Here is a 19,525-nt window from a genome sequence, read left to right on the forward strand (position 1 = left end):
AAGCTCCCTCGCCACAACAAGCCGTCTCGCCACAATGTGTGTTTCTAACGCATTACCACATCAGGTCATCAGGGATCTGGTAGGCGGCGTACGGATCATCCTCATCCGGCACCTGGCTTTCGGTCAGCACGTTCATCTGGACGATGCGCTCCGGCGCCCGCTCCTGGATCTTCAGCGCGGCTTCGCGCGGGATCACCTCGTAACCGCCACCGTGATGCACGATCGCCAGGGAGCCGTTGCTCAGCTTGTTACGCATCAGCGTGTTGACCGACAGGCGCTTGACCTTCTTGTCATCCACGAAGTTGTAGTAGTCCTCGGTGGTCAGCTTGGGCAGGCGCGAGGTTTCGATCAATTGCTTGACCTGCGCAACGCGGGCCTTGGCCTCGGCCTTTTCTTGCTGCTGACGGTTCAGCTCCTGGTCGCGCTTGACCTTCTCGGCATGCGCCTGGATGGCCAGGCGCGCCTGGCTGTCGTCCGCTTCGGCCTGGCCTTTATGCACCAGGCGCTGCTGTTTCTGTTTCTCTTTGCCGACCTGCTTGGCCTGCTTTTGGTTGACCAGACCTGCTTTGAGCAACTGGTCGCGAAGGGAAATGCTCATGGTGCTTACTCACTTGGGCAACGGCTCAGCCGCAGCTGGACAGATTCTTTTCCTGGCGTTTGGCTTCGCCCCACAGGGCGTCCAACTCTTCGAGGGTGCAATCTTCTATGGGACGGTGGGTCTCGCGCAATGCCTGTTCGATAAATCGGAAACGTCGTTCGAATTTAGCGTTGGCTAAACGCAAGGCTGCTTCCGGGTCGACCTGGAGGTGACGGGCCAGGTTGACCGCCGCAAACAGCAGGTCACCTACTTCATCGGCGATGGCGGCCGGGTCGTTATCGGCCATGGCTTCGAGCACTTCATCCAGCTCTTCGCGCACGTTATCCACCACGGGCAACGCGGCCGGCCAGTCGAAACCCACCTGCCCGGCGCGCTTTTGCAATTTGGCGGCGCGGGAAAGCGCCGGCAAGACCGTGGGTACATCATCCAGCAAGGACAGTTGCTCCGGTGCGTCGGATTTTTCCGCACGCTCCTCGGCCTTTATTTCTTCCCAACGCTGCTTGACCTGCTCTTCGCTCAGCTGCGGAATATCCAGCGGCGCGTACAAGTCTCCCGTGGGAAACACATGCGGGTGACGGCGAATCAACTTGCGGGTAATGCTGTCGATCACCCCAGCGAATTCGAAGCGCCCTTCTTCCCGCGCCAGCTGGCTGTAATACACCACCTGGAACAACAGGTCGCCCAACTCACCTTGCAGGTGATCAAAATCCCCGCGCTCGATCGCATCGGCGACTTCGTAGGCTTCTTCCAGGGTGTGGGGGACGATGGTGGCGTAGGTTTGTTTGATGTCCCACGGGCAACCGTATTGCGGGTCGCGCAGGCGGTTCATCAGGTGCAGCAGGTCTTCAAGTGAATACATCAGTCTCTTTCCGCAGAAGTGGGAACGCTGAGGATCAAATGTGGGAGCGGGCTTGCTCGCGAAGGCGTCGTGTCAGTTGCCTGATATTTGACAGACACACCGCCTTCGCGAGCAAGCCCGCTCCCACAGTTCAGTCCGCGCTCGTCCAGCTACTCATGGCGTGCGATTACGCCGGGTCTCAATGATGTTCGGCAACTGGGAAATACGCCCCAGCAACCGACCCAACGCGTCCAGCCCCGGAATCTCGATGGTCAGGGACATCAGCGCCGTGTTGTCCTCTTTGTTCGAGCGGGTGTTGACCGCCAGCACGTTGATCCGCTCATTGAGCAGCACCTGCGACACATCACGCAGCAGCCCGGAACGGTCGTAGGCACGAATGATGATGTCCACCGGATAGGTCAACACCGGCACCGGGCCCCAACTGACCTGGATGATCCGCTCCGGCTCGCGCCCGCCCAGTTGCAACACCGAGGCACAGTCCTGGCGGTGAATGCTCACCCCGCGGCCCTGAGTGATGTAACCGACGATGGCGTCGCCCGGCAATGGCTGGCAGCAGCCGGCCATTTGCGTCATCAGGTTGCCGACGCCCTGGATCTGGATATCGCCGCGCTTGCCCGGCTTGTAGCCGGTGGCCTTGCGTGGAATCAGTTCCAGCTGCTCGCTGCCACGCTCCGGCTCAACCAGTTGCTGGGCCAGGTTGACCAACTGCGCCAGGCGCAGATCGCCGGCACCGAGGGCGGCGAACATGTCTTCGGCGATCTTCATGTTGGCCTTTTCGGCCAGCTTGTCGAAGTCCACCTGCGGCAGGCCCAGGCGTGCCAATTCGCGCTCGAGCAAGGTCTTGCCGGCGGCGACGTTCTGGTCGCGCGCCTGCAATTTGAACCAGTGGACGATCTTCGCCCGCGCCCTGGACGTGGTGATGTAGCCCAGGTTCGGGTTCAGCCAGTCGCGGCTCGGCGTACCGTGCTTGCTGGTAATGATCTCGACCTGTTCACCGGTCTGCAGGCTGTAGTTGAGCGGCACGATGCGCCCGTTGATCTTGGCGCCACGGCAGTTGTGGCCGATCTCGGTGTGCACCCGGTACGCAAAATCCAGCGGTGTGGCGCCCTTGGGCAGGTCGATCGCGTGGCCGTCGGGGGTGAAGATGTAGACCCGGTCAGGTTCGATATCTACCCGCAGCTGGTCGGCCAAACCGCCGATGTCGCCCAGCTCTTCGTGCCACTCCAGCACCTGGCGCAACCAGGAGATTTTCTCTTCGTACTGGTTCGACCCGGCCTTGACGTCGGTGCCCTTGTAGCGCCAGTGAGCGCATACGCCCAGCTCCGCCTCTTCGTGCATCGCGTGGGTGCGGATCTGTACTTCCAGCACCTTGCCCTCGGGGCCGATCACTGCCGTGTGCAATGAGCGGTAACCGTTTTCCTTGGGGTTGGCGATGTAGTCGTCGAATTCCTTGGGGATGTGCCGCCACAGCGTGTGCACGATACCCAGCGCGGTGTAGCAGTCGCGCATTTCCGGCACCAGCACACGCACGGCGCGCACGTCGTAGATCTGGCTGAAGGCCAGGCCCTTGCGCTGCATTTTGCGCCAGATGGAATAGATGTGTTTGGCCCGGCCGCTGATGTCGGCTTCAACGCCGGTGGCCTGCAATTCCGTGCGTAACTGGCTCATCACGTCGGCGATAAAGCGCTCACGGTCCAGCCGCCGCTCATGGAGCAGCGTGGCAATCTGTTTGTATTGATCGGGTTCGAGGTAACGGAAGGACAAGTCCTCCAGTTCCCACTTGATATGGCCGATGCCCAGGCGGTGGGCCAGCGGCGCGTAGATGTCGAACACCTCGCGGGCGACGCGGTTGCGCTTTTCGTCGTCGGCGGTTTTCACCGCCCGAATCGCGCAGGTACGCTCGGCCAGCTTGATCAAGGCGACGCGCACGTCGTCGACCATCGCCACCAGCATCTTGCGCAGGTTTTCCACCTGGCCCTGGGTGCCCAGCACCATCGACTGGCGCGGGCTGAGGCTGGCACTGATCGCCGCCATGCGCAGCACGCCGTCGATCAGCTTGGCCACCACGGTGCCGAAACGCTGGCTGATGGTGGGCAGCTGAATGTGCCCTTCGCGCACGCCGCGATACAGCACCGCCGCGATCAGCGAATCCTGATCGAGCTTGAGATCGGCGAGGATCTCGGCGATTTCCAACCCGGTGCGAAAGCTTGAAGTGCCTTCGGCCCACAGGTTCTTCGCCGCATTGTCTTGCTGTTCAGACTCACGAGCGAACTCGCAGGCTGCTTTCAAGGCTTCACGGTCCAGTGCCGGGTCGACACTGATGGCATGATCCAGCCATGCCTCGAGATTGATACTGCCGTCGGTGTTGATCGGCTGGTGTGCTCTCACCTGTACCATCTTGCTTACCTTCCCTACGACGCACCTTTTAGTGCGTCAAAATCATCGCTGACCTGCTTTACAAAAAAAGCTTGTGCACGCTCCCTGGCAGGTCACAGGCCCAGGAGATGCAGGCCAGTCGGATTAAACGGGCATCCTAGCCCGCTTCAAATAACGCCATGGCCTCGACATGGGCCGTCTGGGGAAACATGTCGAGGATCCCGGCACGTTTTAGCCGGTAGCCTTGCTTGACCAACTCGACCGTGTCCCGCGCCAGCGTTGCCGGATTGCAGGACACATACACCAGGCGATCAGCCCCCAGGGTAGCGAGCTTGCGCACAACCTCCAGGGCACCATCGCGGGGTGGGTCCAAGAGTACCGCAGAAAAGCCCTGTTTGGCCCATTCCGCGTCGGTCAAAGGCTGGGACAAATCGGCCTGAAAAAACTGAACATTATGCAAATTATTGCTGACGGCATTCTGTGCCGCCCGGTCCACCATGGCCTGCACGCCTTCCACCGCCACCACTTCCCGCACTTGGCGGGCCAGCGGCAAGGCGAAGTTGCCCAAGCCACAAAACAAATCCAGCACCCGCTCGTCGGACTTTGGCGCCAACCAATCCAGCGCCTGGGCGACCATCGCCTGGTTGACCCCGGCGTTGACCTGCACAAAGTCTCCCGGGCGGTACGCCAACTGCAAATCCCACGGTTCCAGACGATAGCCCAAGGCCTGGTCTGGTTCGACCGGTTGCGGCTGGCCCTCACCATGCAGCCACAGTTGGGCTTCATGGAACGTGCAAAATTCCTGCAGGATCGTCAGGTCCGCTTCGGACAAGGGCGCCATGTGTCGCAACAACACGGCAATCGACGAACCACTGAATAATTCCACATGCCCCAACGCCTGAGGCTTGCTCAAGCGCCGCAGCATGTTGGGCAAACGCTGCATGATCGGTTGCAAGGCCTGTACCAGCACCGGGCAATCGTCGATGGCGACGATGTCCTGGCTGGCCACGGCACGAAAGCCGACTTCAAGTTTCTTCGCCTTGGCATCCCAGCGCACGGCCACGCGGGCGCGGCGGCGATAACCGAATTCCGGCCCACTCAAAGGCGCGGCCCACTCCTGGGGTTCGACACCTGCCACACGGGATAATTGCTCGGCGAGCATGCGCTGTTTCAGGGCGAGTTGTTCGTCATGGGGCAAGTGTTGCAGGCTGCAACCGCCGCAACGGCCGGCGTGCACACAGGGTGCCGGACGGCGCAGTTCGCTGGCGGTAAATACGCGCTCGGTGCGCGCCTCGACCACTTTGCCGTGGGCGCCCAACACCCGCGCTTCCACCTCTTCACCGGCCAGCGCACCCACGACAAACCAGGTGCGGCCTTCAAAGAACACAATGCCGCGGCCGTCGTTGGCCAGGCGCTCGATGGTCAGGCGCTGCTTCTTGCCTACAGGAATCTGTGGGCCCCGGCTGCCGCCCGTCGGCTGGAAGCGCAGGCCTCTCTCGTGCTTGGCCATCAGTTGGGCGCGTCGAAAATGCCGGTCGACAGGTAACGGTCGCCACGGTCACAGATGATCGCGACGATCACCGCGTTTTCCAACTCCTGGGACAAGCGCAACATCCCGGCCACGGCGCCACCGGACGACACGCCGCAGAAGATCCCTTCTTCACGGGCCAGGCGGCGGGTGGTGTCTTCGGCTTCACGCTGGGCCATGTCGATGATGCGATCGACGCGAGCCGCGTTGTAGATCTTCGGCAAGTACTCTTCGGGCCAACGACGGATCCCCGGGATCGCTGCGCCTTCCATCGGTTGCAGGCCGACGATCTGGATCTCGGGATTCTGCTCCTTGAGGTAGCGCGAGTTGCCCATGATGGTGCCGGTGGTGCCCATCGAACTCACGAAGTGAGTGATGGTGCCCTGGGTCTGGCGCCAGATTTCCGGGCCAGTGGTGGTGTAGTGCGCCTCGGGGTTGTCGCCGTTGGCGAACTGGTCCAGCACCAGGCCACGGCCTTCGGCAGCCATACGCTCGGCGAGGTCGCGGGCACCTTCCATGCCTTCTTCCTGGGTGACCAGGATCAACTCGGCGCCGTAGGCGGTCATCGCCGCCTTGCGCTCGGCGCTGCCGTTGTCGGGCATGATCAGGACCATCTTGTAGCCCTTGATCGCCGCGGCCATGGCCAGGGCAATCCCGGTGTTACCGGAGGTGGCTTCGATCAGGGTGTCGCCGGGCTTGATCTGCCCACGCAACTCGGCGCGGGTGATCATCGACAACGCCGGGCGGTCCTTGACCGAGCCGGCCGGGTTGTTCCCTTCGAGCTTGAGCAACAAGGTATTGCTGGTGTTGCCCGGCAGGCGCTGCAAGCGGACCAGCGGGGTGTTGCCGACGCAATCGGCGATGGTGGGGTACTGCAAGGTCATGGCGTATTCGCAATCCAGACTGCGGGGGCGACTATCATACCGGGAAAGGCTGGCGGGCCATATCACGCAAAGTGTGGTGCTTATCGCTTAATGGAATAACTCAGGCGGGGCCGTGGTTTCTCTGGAACACTTCATCGCCCATCGCGGCAATCTGTCCTTCGATCAATGCCTCGAACGGTTTCAGCAGCGGCTCAAATGAGGTGGGCGCTTCAAGCACCTGCAACGCCTGCACGATGGCCTCCACCGTCGACAACGCCCCGGGCCCCGGTGCCTTGCGCAGCCGATAACGGGACACGGCGCCTTCCGCCAGCGTCACCCGAGGCAGCGCCGCCAATAAAGGATTGAGGTGCAGCAACTTGCGCGCCTTGCGCCAGGTACCGTCCGGCACCACCAACAGCAACGGTTCGTCGGATGGCGTATAGGCCTGCAAGGGTTGGGCATTTTCGTCCGGAAACAACAGACGCGCCTGATAACCCGGCGGATTCAACAACGCCTGCAAATCCTCAAACACCTCCCCCACCACCAACTGCGCATTCACCAAGCCCAGCGCCGCCAACCGCGCGGTATTCAAGGCGTGATTGACCTCACTCGGATGCTGCAACAGCAACACCCGGGTTCGGCTATCCAGCCGGGGAATCAGCGCGCACAGGCAGTGAGTGGTGGGCCGCAGGCAGCGGGAGCATTGGGGTCTGGACATGGGTTTTCAGGCCTGGTTGAGCTGGGCTTTGAGTAAATCGCGGAAGGTCTGGATCAGGGGTTCGCGGCTGCGGCCCCGGCGCATGATCATCGAGAACGGCGCCTGGTAACCAAAGGTTGCCGGCAGCAGTACCCGCAAATCCCCTTTGTCGGCCCAGGCCTGGGCGTAGTGCTCCGGGAGGTAGCCGATGTAGGCGCCGGACAGCACCAGGATCAATTGCGCCTCCATACTTTCCACCGTGGCGGCGCTGTGCTTGAAGCCGTGACGCGCCAGTTCGGCCTGGCTCCAGTAACCACGACCGACCATGCGTTGCTGGGTGATGACTTGTTCGGGAATGCGCCGCTCGTTGAACAATGGGTGACGGGTGCTGCAATACAGCCAGTGCTGTTCGCGGTACAGCGGCATATAGATCAGCCCGCTCATCCGGTTGGAAAACGCACCGATGGCCAGGTCCAGGCGATTATCCTGGACGCCGAGTTGCAACTCGTAAGGACTCATCACCGACAGGTGCAAATGCACCGCCGGGTGTTCCTGACTGTAGGCGCCGATCACTTCGGCAAACGGCAAGGCCTTGTCGCTGACGGTGGAGTCGAGTACGCCGAGTTTCAGGGTGCCGCGCAGTTCGCCTTTGAGCGCGGCGGCGTATTGCTCGAAGCCTTCCAGCTCGCCCAGCAGGCGCAGGGTTTCCTGATGGAACAACTCGCCCTTGCTGGTGAGGCTGAACCCGCCCCGCCCGCGATGGCACAGCACCAGGCCCAACGCGGCTTCCAGCTGGCTCATGTAAGTGCTGATGGCCGAGGTCGACAGGTTGAGTTCGTGCTGGGCATTGGCGAAACCCTGGTGCCGCACGACGCTGACGAAGATGCGCAGGAGTTTCAGGTCGGGCAAGGCGTTGGCCATAAGATCTCCAAGTAACACAAAACCTGTAGGAGCTGGCTTGCCAGCGATGCAATCCACTCGGTGCGCCCGCTACACCGAGGCGCCTGCATCGCTGGCAAGCCAGCTCCTACAGTTGCAGCCGAGTTTACCTCAGGCATTAGTTTAGAAAAATCTGAACTAAGTATTTGCCCCTGCCGATTCTTCCCTTCCCATGCATTTCGCAGAATCGGCTTCTAATAAACAAAACGATGAGGCAATCCCGTGGACAAGATTTTCCACCAACCACTGGGCGGCAACGAAATGCCGCGCTTCGCCGGCATCGCCACCATGATGCGTCTTCCCCATCTGCAATCGGCCAAGGGCCTGGACGCCGCCTTCGTCGGCGTGCCCCTGGACATCGGCACCTCCCTGCGTGCCGGCACCCGTTTCGGGCCGCGGGAAATTCGCGCCGAATCGGTGATGATCCGCCCTTACAACATGGCCACCGGCGCCGCGCCGTTTGACTCGCTGTCGGTTGCCGACATCGGCGACGTGGCGATCAACACCTTCAACCTGCTGGACGCCGTGCGCATCATCGAAGAAGCCTACGACGAGATCCTCGAACACAATGTGATCCCGATGACCCTGGGCGGTGACCACACCATCACCCTGCCGATCCTGCGGGCGATCCACAAGAAACACGGCAAGGTCGGGCTGGTGCACATCGATGCCCACGCCGACGTCAACGACCACATGTTCGGCGAGAAAATCGCCCACGGCACCACCTTCCGCCGCGCGGTGGAAGAAGGCTTGCTGGATTGCGACCGCGTGGTGCAAATCGGCCTGCGCGCCCAGGGCTACACCGCCGAAGACTTCAACTGGAGCCGCAAACAGGGCTTCCGCGTGGTCCAGGCCGAAGAATGCTGGCATCACTCGCTGGCGCCCCTGATGGCTGAAGTGCGCGAGAAAGTCGGCGGTGGCCCGGTGTACCTGAGCTTCGATATCGACGGCATCGACCCAGCCTGGGCGCCCGGCACCGGCACCCCGGAAATCGGTGGCTTGACCACGATCCAGGCGATTGAAATCATCCGCGGCTGCCAAGGCCTGGATCTGATTGGTTGCGACCTGGTAGAAGTTTCGCCGCCGTACGACACCACCGGCAACACCTCGCTGCTGGGCGCCAACCTGCTGTACGAAATGCTCTGCGTATTGCCGGGCGTGGCGCACCGCTGATGAGCGCCCAGGCCGAGGTATTAAAAGCCGCGGCCGACCTGGTGTCGGCCTTCGCCCGCAATGATCGCGACGCCTACTTCGGTGCGTTCAGTGCCGACGCCAGCTTCGTGTTCTACACCCTCCCCCAGCCGCTGCTGAGTCGCGATGCCTACCAGGTGTTGTGGGACAGCTGGCGCCGGGACGAGGGATTTGAGGTGCTTTCCTGCACCTCAAGCAACGCTTTCGTCAGCCTGCACGGTGACGTCGCGGTATTTGTGCATGACGTGGCCACCGAGCTGCGCATGAACGGGGAGCAATTCTTTAGCCAGGAACGCGAGACCATTGTCTTCAAGCGGCAAGGGGATCGCACACAACAAAAAGAAGGCCTGTGGCTGGCCTGTCACGAACATTTGTCCGCTATGCCGGAAGGGCTGCCGCCCCATTAGCCAATGTGATCGGAGCAGATCATGAATAATAAAAACAACGAAAACAGTATTCGCAACATAGAAACCAACGGCGTCGAACAGATCCCGGACCACGAACGTACCGCCGGGCCGAAGGATTTGTTTCGCCTGATTTTCGGCGGTGCCAACACCTTCGCCACCGCCGTGCTGGGGAGCTTTCCGGTGCTGTTTGGCTTGTCGTTCCAGGCCGGCGTCTGGGCGATTGTGCTGGGCGTGCTGGTGGGTGCGGTGATCCTCGCCCCCATGGGTCTGTTCGGTCCGATCAATGGCACCAACAACGCCGTGTCTTCCGGTGCGCATTTTGGTGTGCACGGGCGGATTGTCGGCTCGTTCCTGTCGCTGCTGACCGCTATTGCGTTCTTCTCACTGTCGGTGTGGAGTTCAGGCGATGCGCTGGTGGGCGGTGCGAAACGTCTGGTGGGCTTGCCGGAAACCGACCTGACCCTGGGCCTGGCCTACGGCGTCTTCGCCATTCTCGTGCTGACGGTGTGCATCTACGGCTTTCGCTTCATGCTGTGGGTCAACCGCATCGCAGTGTGGGCGGCGAGCCTGCTGTTCCTGCTGGGGATCTTCGCCTTCGCGCCGGCCTTCGACAGCCACTTCGCCGGCACCGTTGCCCTCGGCCAGACCGGCTTCTGGGCGGCGTTTATCGGTGCAGCACTGGTGGCCATGAGCAACCCGATTTCCTTCGGCGCGTTCCTCGGTGACTGGTCGCGCTACATCCCGCGGGAAACCTCGAAGGTGCGGATCATGCTGGCGGTGGTGTTCGCGCAGATCGCCACCTTGATCCCGTTCCTGTTCGGCCTGGCCACCGCGACTATCGTGGCGGTCAAGGCACCGGACTACATCGCGGCCAACAACTATGTCGGCGGCCTGCTGGCGGTGGCACCGAGCTGGTTCTTCCTGCCGGTGTGCCTGATCGCGGTGATCGGCGGCATGTCCACCGGCACCACCTCGCTGTATGGCACCGGCCTGGACATGTCCAGCGTGTTCCCGCGCCTGCTGTCCCGGGTCAAGGCGACGCTGCTGATCGGGGTGATGTCGATTGCCTTCATCTTTATCGGACGTTTCGCCGCCAACCTGGTGCAGAGCGTGTCGACCTTCGCCGTGCTGATCATCACCTGCACCACGCCGTGGATGGTGATGATGATCATCGGCCTGATCGTGCGCCGGGGTTACTACTGCCCGGATGACCTGCAAGTGTTCACTCGCGGCGAAACCGGCGGGCGCTACTGGTTCAGCCATGGCTGGAACTGGCGCGGCCTGGGGGCCTGGATCCCGAGTGCGCTGGTGGGCCTGTGCTTCGTCAACCTGCCGGGGCAGTTTGTCGGGCCGCTGGGCAACCTCGCCGATGGCATCGACATCAGCTTGCCGGTGACCCTGGGCCTGGCCTCGCTGGTGTACCTGACACTGCTTCGCGTGTTCCCTGAACCGGCTGCCGTCTACGGACCGACTGTGGCGAGGGAGCCTGCTCCCGTTCGACTGCGCAGCAGTCGCGAGGCCGCCTGATGAATTGCATGGAATGGATTGGGGCTGCTGCGCAGCCCAGCGGGAGCACGCTCCCTCGCCACACAGCCCCCTTTAGCCCCACATAAAAAAGATAATCGGAGACTCGCCGTCATGGCCTTAGATCTATTCGTCGTCCTCATCTACGCCGCCGGCATGCTGGTGCTCGGCTACTACGGCATGCGCCGCGCCAAGACCCATGAAGACTACCTGGTGGCCGGCCGCAACCTCGGCCCGACGCTGTACATGGGCACCATGGCTGCCACGGTGCTGGGCGGTGCGTCCACCGTCGGCACCGTGCGCCTGGGCTATGTACATGGTATTTCCGGTTTCTGGCTGTGCGCCGCGCTGGGCGCGGGGATCATTGCGCTGAACCTGTTCCTGGCCAAGCCGCTGCTGAAACTGAAAATCTTCACCGTGACCCAGGTCCTGGAGAAACGCTACAACCCCATGGCCCGCCAGGCCAGTGCGGTGATCATGCTGGCCTACGCGCTGATGATCGGCGTGACCTCGATCCTGGCCATCGGCACCGTGCTGCAAGTGTTATTCGACCTGCCGTTCTGGATGTCGGTATTGGTAGGCGGTGGCGTGGTGGTGGTGTACTCGACCATTGGCGGCATGTGGTCGCTGACCCTGACCGACATCGTGCAGTTCGTGATCAAGACGGTCGGCCTGATGTTTATCCTGCTGCCAATCTGTCTGTACCGCGTCGGCGGTTGGGATGAATTGGTGGCCAAGCTGCCCGCGTCGAATTTCAGCTTCACTGAAATCGGCTGGGACACCATCATCACCTACTTCATGATCTACTTCTTCGGCATCCTGATCGGCCAGGACATCTGGCAACGGGTGTTCACCGCCCGTGACGAAAAGGTCGCCCAGTACGCAGGCACCTTCGCCGGTTTCTACTGCATCCTCTACGGCCTGGCCTGTGCGCTGATCGGCATGGCCGCCCACGTACTGATCCCGGACCTGGACAACGTCAACAATGCGTTCGCCGCCATCGTCAAAGTCTCGCTGCCCGACGGTATCCGCGGCCTGGTGATCGCCGCTGCACTGGCTGCGATGATGTCCACCGCCAGCGCCGGCTTGCTCGCCGCTTCCACCGTATTGACCGAAGACCTGCTGCCGCGCCTGCGTGGTGGCAAGCAGTCAAGCTTGAAGATCAACCGTCTGTTTACCTTGCTGACCGGTATCGCTGTGTTGGGTATCGCGCTGGTGGTGAGTGATGTGATCAGCGCACTGACCCTGGCGTACAACCTGTTGGTGGGCGGCATGTTGATCCCGCTGATCGGGGCGATTTTCTGGAAACGTGCGACGACTTCCGGGGCGATCACCTCCATGACCCTGGGTTTTGTGACCGCGTTGGTGTTCATGATCAAGGATGGTTTGGACGCCAATACACCGATCTACTACAGCCTGGGCGTGGGCCTGGTGAGTTTTGTGCTGGTGAGTTTGCTGTCCCGTCGTCCGGAGGCTGTTGCGGCTCGGGCGATCTGAACGAATAGTTGAAAGTAGCTTTCTTCAGCGGGTGCGACGTCGGATGTCGCACCCGTTTTTTTTATTCCCATACTGCCGAAACCCCCGGCGCTCTGGCCTGGATGACTTCCTGGACCAAAGAGGCCCATACCAATCCCTGCGTGGTGCCCCCGGCATAAGTTGCCCCCGCGACAATGCGGTTGTAGGCGGACCAATGCACGATTGAAAGTCCATCTGCGGTGCCGGGCCTGGCACATTCGATTTGTTGCAAGTCGCCACGTTCGATTGCGCGGCTGCAGGACTTTGGAAAGTGTCGAGAAACGGCAGCCAGGCACGCCGCCCGTATCTGCTCCTTGTACTGCGGCGTCGAATCGGGCGGCACCTGCCCGGCGGAGACAAGGATGCAGTTCCCGTCCAGGCGGCAATTCATGACGCCGATTGGCAGGTCGTACTGCAGCTTGAGTCCGCGCATGTCTACACCTTCATCATCAACGGCGCGCAGCTTGAAAAACCAGCCAATGATCGGGATGACCTCTGGCTCGTCCACCCCCATGGCCGTGACGACAAAGTGCTCTCTACTCAGATCGGCAATTTGGACCGGACTCAGGTGCCGTGGCAGGAACTCAACCCCTGAGCGCTGCAAAAGCGTCACCATCTCATCCATTAAATGGATAAATTCCAGATCGTAGCCCGACACCTCAATCGCCCGCCCGACCTCGGGAACTCCATACATTGCCTGGAATTGCAGCTGACTGATCTCTGCAAGCTCTCGCCCCGGCTTGCCACTCGGCCAAGGCCTGTTTTCAATATCCCGTTGCTCGCGGATCGCGGCCTCCGTGCCACTGGAGTCGTCCACATAGGCTCGTACAATTCGCGATCGTGCAAATCGTGCCAGCGATGGGTTGTCGGCCAGGAATTTTTCAAACAGCTCGATGCCTGCGCGATTGCACTCAATGGCCAGGTACTGATTTGCGGGAGTCAGGTAATCGTTAGGCAGCGGTTTTGCAGTCGTCTCCGTTGCTGACAGATGACGCATGTTCACCTGCTTGTGACTGGCACCATCGCGCTGCTGATTTCCTCCGTAAACCGTGACCTGATAATTTGCCAGGCGGAACATCACGGCTTGGAGCAGCCCGTTGATACCTCTGCCGATGATCGACACACGCGGCGCACCGGCATCGGCTTGCCGAGAGGGGATCGCCAAAGAGTGTGCGAGTTTGCGCCGGACAAGGCCGCGCAAGGCCATCAAGCTCAGTTGCACCGAGACCGCATAGTCGAGGTCGCAATGGCAGGCTTCGGTGGTGGCCGCCTGTGTGGTCAGCGTCGCCGGCTTGTACCACGTGGAGACACTGCAGCCGAGCGCTTGTGTGCGCACCCGAAACGCATCCAGTGTCCTGGGGCCGTAGTCCAATATGAGCTGGATATCTTCGGAGACTGCCAGGGTCTGCAACGCATCGTCGCTAAAGACATCCGGCTTGGCGACACAGACAAGGCGAGCCTTTCTGTGCAGGCACTGAATGAGGGTCCGATCAATGCGATAAATGGATTCATCATTCAGGGATAAGCATAGGGCGACTGCATTGGCCCCCTCGAGCGCCTCAAGCCAGTCGTCAACCAATGAAACCCTACAATCGGAAGAGGCTTTCCCGAAACTGTCCGACACTCGATCGCGTCGATCCAACACCTTAATCCGAACATCCGGATCTCGAGCAAGCAACAACTTAACAAGCTCTTTCCCTACATTACCGTATCCCAGTACACAGATGTCATGGGGCAAGGAGCCATCGGCCAGCGTCAGCCAGTGCGCAATATAGGCAGCAACATGCGGCGCATTGACCCCTGGCGTGTTAATCACTCGAACATTGTTGCGCTCGCACAGATCCAATCGGATCTTATCCAGACTTGTACCTCTGCGGACCAAATAGAGTTCGCCAAATGGGTGGGATATACGCCATTGGTTGATGACGTCGGCATCAATAACCTGGTCTGCGACAACGAGCGTTGATGGGCGCAGCAGTGCAATCTGTATAAGCAGAGCCTGCTTGGTTAACGTCGGCGGGAAAAACACCACGTTGCCGGGTGCATCAGCTTTCCAGCCACGCGATGCAGGGGCGATATGCAAGATGTTTTCGGTGGTGGCAATGAGTGACGCGGCGACTGGCGGAACGGAAGAGAACATCATGGTTTTGTCTCCAACAGTTCTGACTGGCTCCTACTCCGGAGAGCGCAACTCAATGAAGTTGGGGGCTTGCAAGAACTGCAAACGCTACAAATCTTTTCGTGATGAAACTCAACCTACGCCTACCCTAATAATCAAATAAGCCCGTCGACTCTGACAAACAGGTAGTCCAATTCCGATACTTAATGGCAAAACTCGACTGACGCGCACACGTCCGGACTACCAATCGGTATTACCGTGGCATTGTTAAATTAAATATTTGAAGGATTATTCCGAAAGCAGGTGTCTTGAGAAAATCACCAAACCCCGAAAATGAAAACGTCCGGCCAAAGCCAGACGAAGAATTGAAGTACACAGCAACGGGTCATGATCAATCATGACTCCAATACATAGGCAAACCTCCTGGCCGCGCCCAAACAAACATGCTTGAGCGCTTTCCAGGACTTACCTGCGACGCGGGCGACGCTGCTCGTCATCGGTGCGGATTGGCACCGGTTGCAGCGGTGGCTCGATCAAGCCGAGTGCGACGCCGAGGTCGTGCAGCCAGTTTTGCAGTTTCTCTTTCATGGTGCCCCCTTGGGGTAATGCCGAGCGGCTGGAATTCTGTGGCCGCTTCCTACAGATAGTAGTCTTAAGTCTTACGTATTGCTTGAACGAAACCACAACGAACTATTACTGAATTGATCAAAATCCTGACGGATCGTTCAAGCAATCGCTCGGGTTTCGGTTTCCGGTAGCACCTTGCCCTCCTGCTGCAGGTCAATCCACGCATTGAGGTTAGCGCCGAGCATGCCCTTGCGCCACATCAACCAGGTGGTGGCGCTGGCAAAAGGCTCGGCCAGCGGATGAATGGACACGCTGTCCTTGCCCGGCAGGCTGTCGAGCATCGATTCCGACATCAACGCCACGCCGGAACCGGCGATTACACAAGCCAGCATGCCCTGGTAGGACTCGATCTCGATGGCCCGGCCCATGGCCACGCGATCGTTGGAAAACCAGGCTTCCAGGCGCGCCCGATAAGAACAACTGCGTCGGAAAGTGAACACCGAACGGCCGGCAACATCCTGCGGCCCACGCACCGGCGGATGATCCGCCTCGCAGATCAGCAGCAGGCGCTCTTCGCACAGCGGCACGCCGTCGAGGGTGGCCAGGGTCAACGGTCCATCCACCAATGCGGCGTCCAGGCGCCCGGTGATCAAGCCTTCCAGCAGTTCACCGCTGGGAGCTGACTGCACCTGCAGGTTCACCATCGGATACGCCTTGTGGTAACGCGCCAGCAGCTTGGGCAAATGAATCGCCGCCGTGCTGTACATGCTGCCGAGCACAAAGTCTCCAGCCGGTTGCCCGCCTTGCACCGCGCCATGGGCTTCGTCATGCAGGGCCAGCAGGCGCGCACTGTAGTCCAGCAGCACTTTGCCTGCAGGAGAAAGCTGCAAGCGCTGGCGCTCGCGCACGAACAGTTCGACGCCCAGTTGTTCTTCCATCTGTTTAAGCCGGGTCGACAGGTTGGACGGCACCCGGTGCAAGCGCTCAGCGGCACGGGTGATGGAGCCTTCCTCGGCCACGGCCTGGAAAATCCGCAATTGACTGAACTCCATCACCATTCTCCAAAACTGAACAAGTTACTCACTATTATTCATTTTTAAAGAAAGTCAATCCGCTTTAGCCTGATGGTCACTCGCTGCTCCCAGGAAAAACCACCATGTCACCGCTGATCCGCTTACTCGCCAGCTTTATCGCCCTGATGATGGCCATGGGCATAGGTCGATTCGCGCTCACCCCGCAAATGCCGCATTTGCTCAGTGAAGGGCAGATCAACCTGACCGGCGCCGGCCTGATTGCGGCGGCCAACTACCTGGGTTATTTCGTCGGTGCGGTGGATTCGATCTTTGCCCGCAGCCATCATCATGTACGCGGGCGTTTGTACGGTGGGCTGTGGCTGTGTGTGCTGCTGACCCTGGCGTCGTACTGGGCCCACGGGTTCTGGCCGCATCTGTTGTTGCGCTTTGGTACCGGTGTAGCCAGTGCCTGGGCGCTGGTGATGATTACCAGCCTGAGCCAGCCGCTGGCCATTGCGGCCGGGCGCCCACGCCTGGGTGCGCTGGTATTTGCGGGGCCGGGGCTGGGAATTCTGTTGACCGGGTTGCTGGCGCTGGGCTCCAACCTGTTGGGGCAAGACTCTGCAACCTTGTGGCTGGTGTATGGGGTAGTCGCCCTGGTCATGCTGCTGGCAATCCTGCCGTTCCTGCCCAAGCCTTCCGCTGCCGACTCGCCCGCTGCCAGCCACACCGACGTGGCCAGCAACGGCAGCATCACACACCTGTGCTGGATCTACGTGTTGTATGGCCTTGGCTACATCATCCCGGCGACATTCCTGTCACAGATGGCCAGCGCGCAATTCAAGGGCGCATGGCAAGCAGACCTGTTCTGGCCCTGCTTTGGCTTGGCTGCCGCGATTGGCGTGGTGGCGGCAAGTTTGCGCCGCAAGGACCCGGACACTACCCGTCGCTGGCTGATGACAACCCTTTGGCTGCAAGCGGCCGGCGTGTTTGCCTGCCTGCTGGGCAACGGTTGGGGGCTGGCGCTGGGGGTGTTGCTGTGCGGTGGGCCATTCCTGGCGTGCATGCAACTGGTGATGGCGCGCTTGCGTGAGGTCGCCCCCCACGGCTACCAGCGCAGCACCGGGTTGCTGACCGCCAGCTTTGCGATCGGCCAATTGAGCGGTCCGTTGCTGGCGTCGGTGAGCAGCCACCTCAGCGGCGGCCTGCAACCGGCGCTGGTGGTAGCAGGCGCCGGTTTGTTGGTGGCCGGATCGGTGCTGGTCAGCCGGCAACCATCGACACAGGCGCGCGAACCTGTTCACGCCGCGCCAACACCAGGAAAAACAGCCCACCCAGGAAGCAGCCGGTAAACCAGGCGAAATTGGCCATGCCCTGCAGCACCGGGGTGAAGGTGATCGCGACGCCTACCAGCGTCGCGGGCACCAGTGCCTTGACCGCCGTCCAGTTCACGCCGCCGTCAAAGTAGTAGCGCCCGCTCGGGCTGTCATCGAACAGCGCATCCACGTCGATCTTCTGTTTTTTGATCAGGTAGAAATCCACCAGCAGAATCCCGAACAACGGCCCGATAAACGCGGCGAGGATATCGAGGGTGTAGTGGATCATCAGCGGGTTGTTGAACAGGTTCCATGGGGTGATGAAGATCGAGGCCACCGCCGCAATCATTCCACCGGCACGCCAGCTGATTTTGCTCGGTGCCACGTTGGCGAAGTCAAAGGCCGGCGAGACGAAGTTGGCGACGATGTTGATGCCGATAGTCGCAGTGACAAAGGCGAACGCCCCCAGCAACACAGCCATGTCATTGTCGATGCGCGAAACGGTGGCAATCGGGTCGTGGAGCATTTCGCCGAACACCGGCAAGGTGCCCGAGACGATCACCACGGTGACCAGGGAGAACGCCAGGAAATTTACCGGCAAGCCCCAGAAATTTCCGCGACGCACGTCTTTCATCGTGCGGCAGTAGCGGCTGAAATCACCGAAGTTCAAGGTCGGCCCGGAAAAGTACGACACCACCAACGCGGTTGCCACGATGATTTGGCCAAACGCCTGCCAGCCTGAGAGGGATTTTTCCGCCAGGGTGAAGCTGATATTGGCCCAGCCAGCCTTCCAGACGATCCAGCCTGCCAGGGCAAACATCACCGCATAGACCACAGGCCCCGCCCAGTCGATGAAACGACGGATGGACTCCATGCCCGCCCAGAACACCAGCGCCTGGAGCGTCCACAGGCTGAGGAAACCGAACCAGCCCAGGTACGACAGGCCGGCAAAGTGCGGTTCTGCGTATACCGCCATCTGTGGGAAAAAGCGCAGCACCACGATGATCAATGCACTGGACGCCAGGTATGTCTGGATCCCGTACCAGGCCACTGCGATCAAGCCACGAATCACCGCCGGGATATTCGCCCCGAATACCCCAAAGGCCAACCGGCAGATTACCGGGTACGGCACTGCCGCCTGCTGGCTCGGCTTGGCCACCAGGTTGGCGATCAATTGCACAATGCAAATCCCGGCGAGCAAGGCGATCAATACCTGCCAACTGGCCAGCCCCAGGGCGAACAGGCTGGCGGCGAATACGTAGCCGCCGACGCTGTGCACGTCGCTCATCCAGAAGGCGAAGATGTTGTACCAGTTCCATTTTTGCGGCAGCGGTCCCAGGTCCTGGTTGTACAGGCGCGGGCTGTAGCCTTTGGGCAATTGTTCGGTCATCGCAGGGCTCCTCGTAAATACCGGCCTGCCACCCGCGACGGGAGTGCGTACGGGAGGCGGCATGGTTTGTATACGAGTTGATGAGCAGAATGCGTGCCAATGCAATAAAACTCGGCACAATCCCCCGTGGAGCTTGGCTCTTCAGGCGGCGTAGAGACGATTGAACGGTGGTGATTCGCTCAGCGATGGTGCAGGGCAATCCTGTACACAATCAATTGTGCACCCTGCGCGCACATTGATAGCCCACGGTGCAGCAAACGGCAGTCAGGAAGGTGCCCCAGGCGATGTCCATGAAGGCCAAACCGGCGGACCAGCCCTGCAGGGTTGCCCAATTGCTCAGGTCATAGGTGCCGTAGGCTACCAATCCCAGGAGTGCACCAAGCCGCGCGGCACGCTGCCAGCCGCCGCTCGCCAACGCAGGCAGGACGACAAGCACCACACAACCGAATACATAGAGGAGATAGAACGCCACGGCTGGGAACAGGCGCGGCTGGTCAAGCATCAACGGGCCGAGCAGCGCTTTGTAGGTCGGGCCCATGAGGACACCGAGCCACAGGCCGTCAAGCATCAGAAAGGCAAGCAACGTACCGAGGTAGGCGAAAAGCGTTTTTCTGGACATTGAG

The 19,525-nt window shown here is 60.7% G+C and carries 17 protein-coding genes; 5 read left to right on the top strand and 12 right to left on the bottom strand.

Annotated elements, in window-relative coordinates; genetic code table 11:
• Nucleotides 1–52: 52 nt before the first annotated feature.
• From HX873_RS14675 to HX873_RS14705, 7 genes are all read right to left on the bottom strand, one after another.
• On the bottom strand, nt 53–598 hold the full coding sequence (locus HX873_RS14675; protein WP_003210740.1) for a DUF2058 domain-containing protein: 546 nt from the start codon (nt 596–598) through the stop codon (nt 53–55).
• Nucleotides 599–623: 25 nt separating this feature from the next.
• A complete protein-coding gene (gene mazG / locus HX873_RS14680) occupies nt 624–1,457 on the bottom strand; it encodes a nucleoside triphosphate pyrophosphohydrolase (RefSeq protein WP_177122840.1) in 834 nt (277 codons plus the stop codon).
• A 153-nt stretch (nt 1,458–1,610) separates the two neighbouring features.
• On the bottom strand, nt 1,611–3,854 hold the full coding sequence (gene relA / locus HX873_RS14685; protein ID WP_008438176.1) for a GTP diphosphokinase: 2,244 nt from the start codon (nt 3,852–3,854) through the stop codon (nt 1,611–1,613).
• 136 nt (nt 3,855–3,990) lie between these two features.
• Nucleotides 3,991–5,343 (bottom strand): 23S rRNA (uracil(1939)-C(5))-methyltransferase RlmD, encoded by a 1,353-nt coding sequence (rlmD, locus tag HX873_RS14690; protein WP_177122841.1) that lies wholly within the window; start codon nt 5,341–5,343, stop codon nt 3,991–3,993.
• Nucleotides 5,343–6,245 carry a cysteine synthase CysM gene (gene cysM, locus HX873_RS14695; RefSeq protein ID WP_003210736.1) on the bottom strand — a complete coding sequence of 301 codons (903 nt, stop codon included), beginning with the start codon at nt 6,243–6,245 and terminating at the stop codon, nt 5,343–5,345. Before cysM ends, rlmD begins: the two co-directional genes overlap by 1 nt.
• Before the next feature lie 100 nt (nt 6,246–6,345).
• Nucleotides 6,346–6,942: a tRNA-uridine aminocarboxypropyltransferase gene (locus HX873_RS14700; RefSeq protein WP_003210735.1), complete on the bottom strand. Its 597-nt coding sequence runs from the start codon at nt 6,940–6,942 to the stop codon at nt 6,346–6,348.
• Between the two features lie 6 nt (nt 6,943–6,948).
• Nucleotides 6,949–7,842 (bottom strand): LysR family transcriptional regulator, encoded by an 894-nt coding sequence (locus tag HX873_RS14705; protein WP_003210734.1) that lies wholly within the window; start codon nt 7,840–7,842, stop codon nt 6,949–6,951.
• Between the two features lie 240 nt (nt 7,843–8,082).
• On the opposite strand from HX873_RS14705, the gene speB reads away from it, so the two are divergent.
• From speB to HX873_RS14725, 4 genes are all read left to right on the top strand, one after another.
• The gene (speB, locus tag HX873_RS14710; protein WP_003210733.1) at nt 8,083–9,033 is read left to right on the top strand and encodes an agmatinase; all 951 of its coding nucleotides are present in this window, start codon (nt 8,083–8,085) and stop codon (nt 9,031–9,033) included.
• The gene (locus tag HX873_RS14715; RefSeq protein ID WP_003210732.1) at nt 9,033–9,458 is read left to right on the top strand and encodes a nuclear transport factor 2 family protein; all 426 of its coding nucleotides are present in this window, start codon (nt 9,033–9,035) and stop codon (nt 9,456–9,458) included. The genes speB and HX873_RS14715 overlap by 1 nt, the downstream gene beginning before the upstream one ends.
• A 21-nt stretch (nt 9,459–9,479) precedes the next feature.
• Complete coding sequence (locus tag HX873_RS14720) at nt 9,480–10,985, top strand: cytosine permease (protein ID WP_177028531.1); 1,506 nt, start codon at nt 9,480–9,482, stop codon at nt 10,983–10,985.
• A gap of 111 nt (nt 10,986–11,096) precedes the next feature.
• The gene (locus HX873_RS14725; protein WP_003210730.1) at nt 11,097–12,479 is read left to right on the top strand and encodes a sodium:solute symporter; all 1,383 of its coding nucleotides are present in this window, start codon (nt 11,097–11,099) and stop codon (nt 12,477–12,479) included.
• Between the two features lie 61 nt (nt 12,480–12,540).
• Here HX873_RS14725 and HX873_RS14730 read toward each other — a convergent pair whose 3' ends face one another.
• The 3 genes from HX873_RS14730 to HX873_RS14735 form a co-directional block, all read right to left on the bottom strand.
• Complete coding sequence (locus tag HX873_RS14730) at nt 12,541–14,640, bottom strand: FAD-dependent oxidoreductase (RefSeq protein WP_177122842.1); 2,100 nt, start codon at nt 14,638–14,640, stop codon at nt 12,541–12,543.
• Nucleotides 14,641–15,081: 441 nt separating this feature from the next.
• Complete coding sequence (locus HX873_RS31800; protein WP_003210728.1) at nt 15,082–15,204, bottom strand: PA1414 family protein; 123 nt, start codon at nt 15,202–15,204, stop codon at nt 15,082–15,084.
• A gap of 137 nt (nt 15,205–15,341) precedes the next feature.
• The gene (locus tag HX873_RS14735; RefSeq protein WP_177122843.1) at nt 15,342–16,235 is read right to left on the bottom strand and encodes a LysR family transcriptional regulator; all 894 of its coding nucleotides are present in this window, start codon (nt 16,233–16,235) and stop codon (nt 15,342–15,344) included.
• A 104-nt stretch (nt 16,236–16,339) separates the two neighbouring features.
• Here HX873_RS14735 and HX873_RS14740 point away from each other — a divergent pair, with 104 nt between their 5' ends.
• Nucleotides 16,340–17,548: an MFS transporter gene (locus HX873_RS14740; RefSeq protein ID WP_177122844.1), complete on the top strand. Its 1,209-nt coding sequence runs from the start codon at nt 16,340–16,342 to the stop codon at nt 17,546–17,548.
• On the opposite strand, the gene HX873_RS14745 is transcribed toward HX873_RS14740, so the two are convergent.
• Together HX873_RS14745 and HX873_RS14750 are read right to left on the bottom strand one after the other, a co-directional pair.
• The gene (locus HX873_RS14745; protein ID WP_087694816.1) at nt 17,460–18,902 is read right to left on the bottom strand and encodes an NCS1 family nucleobase:cation symporter-1; all 1,443 of its coding nucleotides are present in this window, start codon (nt 18,900–18,902) and stop codon (nt 17,460–17,462) included. The genes HX873_RS14740 and HX873_RS14745 overlap by 89 nt on opposite strands.
• A gap of 211 nt (nt 18,903–19,113) precedes the next feature.
• Nucleotides 19,114–19,521, bottom strand: a complete 408-nt coding sequence (locus HX873_RS14750; RefSeq protein WP_008438163.1) for a DUF2177 family protein — start codon at nt 19,519–19,521, stop codon at nt 19,114–19,116.
• Nucleotides 19,522–19,525: the final 4 nt, after the last annotated feature.

The sequence above is a fragment of the Pseudomonas sp. P7758 genome (genome assembly GCF_013386485.1).
GTDB lineage: Bacteria > Pseudomonadota > Gammaproteobacteria > Pseudomonadales > Pseudomonadaceae > Aquipseudomonas.

Coding starts and splice junctions, on each gene's coding strand:
- HX873_RS14675 (WP_003210740.1), bottom strand. CDS start 598: ATGAGCATTTCCCTTCGCGACCAGTTGCTCAAAGCAGGTCTGGTCAAC.
- mazG (WP_177122840.1), bottom strand. CDS start 1,457: ATGTATTCACTTGAAGACCTGCTGCACCTGATGAACCGCCTGCGCGAC.
- relA (WP_008438176.1), bottom strand. CDS start 3,854: ATGGTACAGGTGAGAGCACACCAGCCGATCAACACCGACGGCAGTATC.
- rlmD (WP_177122841.1), bottom strand. CDS start 5,343: ATGGCCAAGCACGAGAGAGGCCTGCGCTTCCAGCCGACGGGCGGCAGC.
- cysM (WP_003210736.1), bottom strand. CDS start 6,245: ATGACCTTGCAGTACCCCACCATCGCCGATTGCGTCGGCAACACCCCG.
- HX873_RS14700 (WP_003210735.1), bottom strand. CDS start 6,942: ATGTCCAGACCCCAATGCTCCCGCTGCCTGCGGCCCACCACTCACTGC.
- HX873_RS14705 (WP_003210734.1), bottom strand. CDS start 7,842: ATGGCCAACGCCTTGCCCGACCTGAAACTCCTGCGCATCTTCGTCAGC.
- HX873_RS14715 (WP_003210732.1), top strand. CDS start 9,033: ATGAGCGCCCAGGCCGAGGTATTAAAAGCCGCGGCCGACCTGGTGTCG.
- HX873_RS14720 (WP_177028531.1), top strand. CDS start 9,480: ATGAATAATAAAAACAACGAAAACAGTATTCGCAACATAGAAACCAAC.
- HX873_RS14725 (WP_003210730.1), top strand. CDS start 11,097: ATGGCCTTAGATCTATTCGTCGTCCTCATCTACGCCGCCGGCATGCTG.
- HX873_RS14730 (WP_177122842.1), bottom strand. CDS start 14,640: ATGATGTTCTCTTCCGTTCCGCCAGTCGCCGCGTCACTCATTGCCACC.
- HX873_RS31800 (WP_003210728.1), bottom strand. CDS start 15,204: ATGAAAGAGAAACTGCAAAACTGGCTGCACGACCTCGGCGTCGCACTC.
- HX873_RS14735 (WP_177122843.1), bottom strand. CDS start 16,235: ATGGAGTTCAGTCAATTGCGGATTTTCCAGGCCGTGGCCGAGGAAGGC.
- HX873_RS14740 (WP_177122844.1), top strand. CDS start 16,340: ATGTCACCGCTGATCCGCTTACTCGCCAGCTTTATCGCCCTGATGATG.
- HX873_RS14745 (WP_087694816.1), bottom strand. CDS start 18,902: ATGACCGAACAATTGCCCAAAGGCTACAGCCCGCGCCTGTACAACCAG.
- HX873_RS14750 (WP_008438163.1), bottom strand. CDS start 19,521: ATGTCCAGAAAAACGCTTTTCGCCTACCTCGGTACGTTGCTTGCCTTT.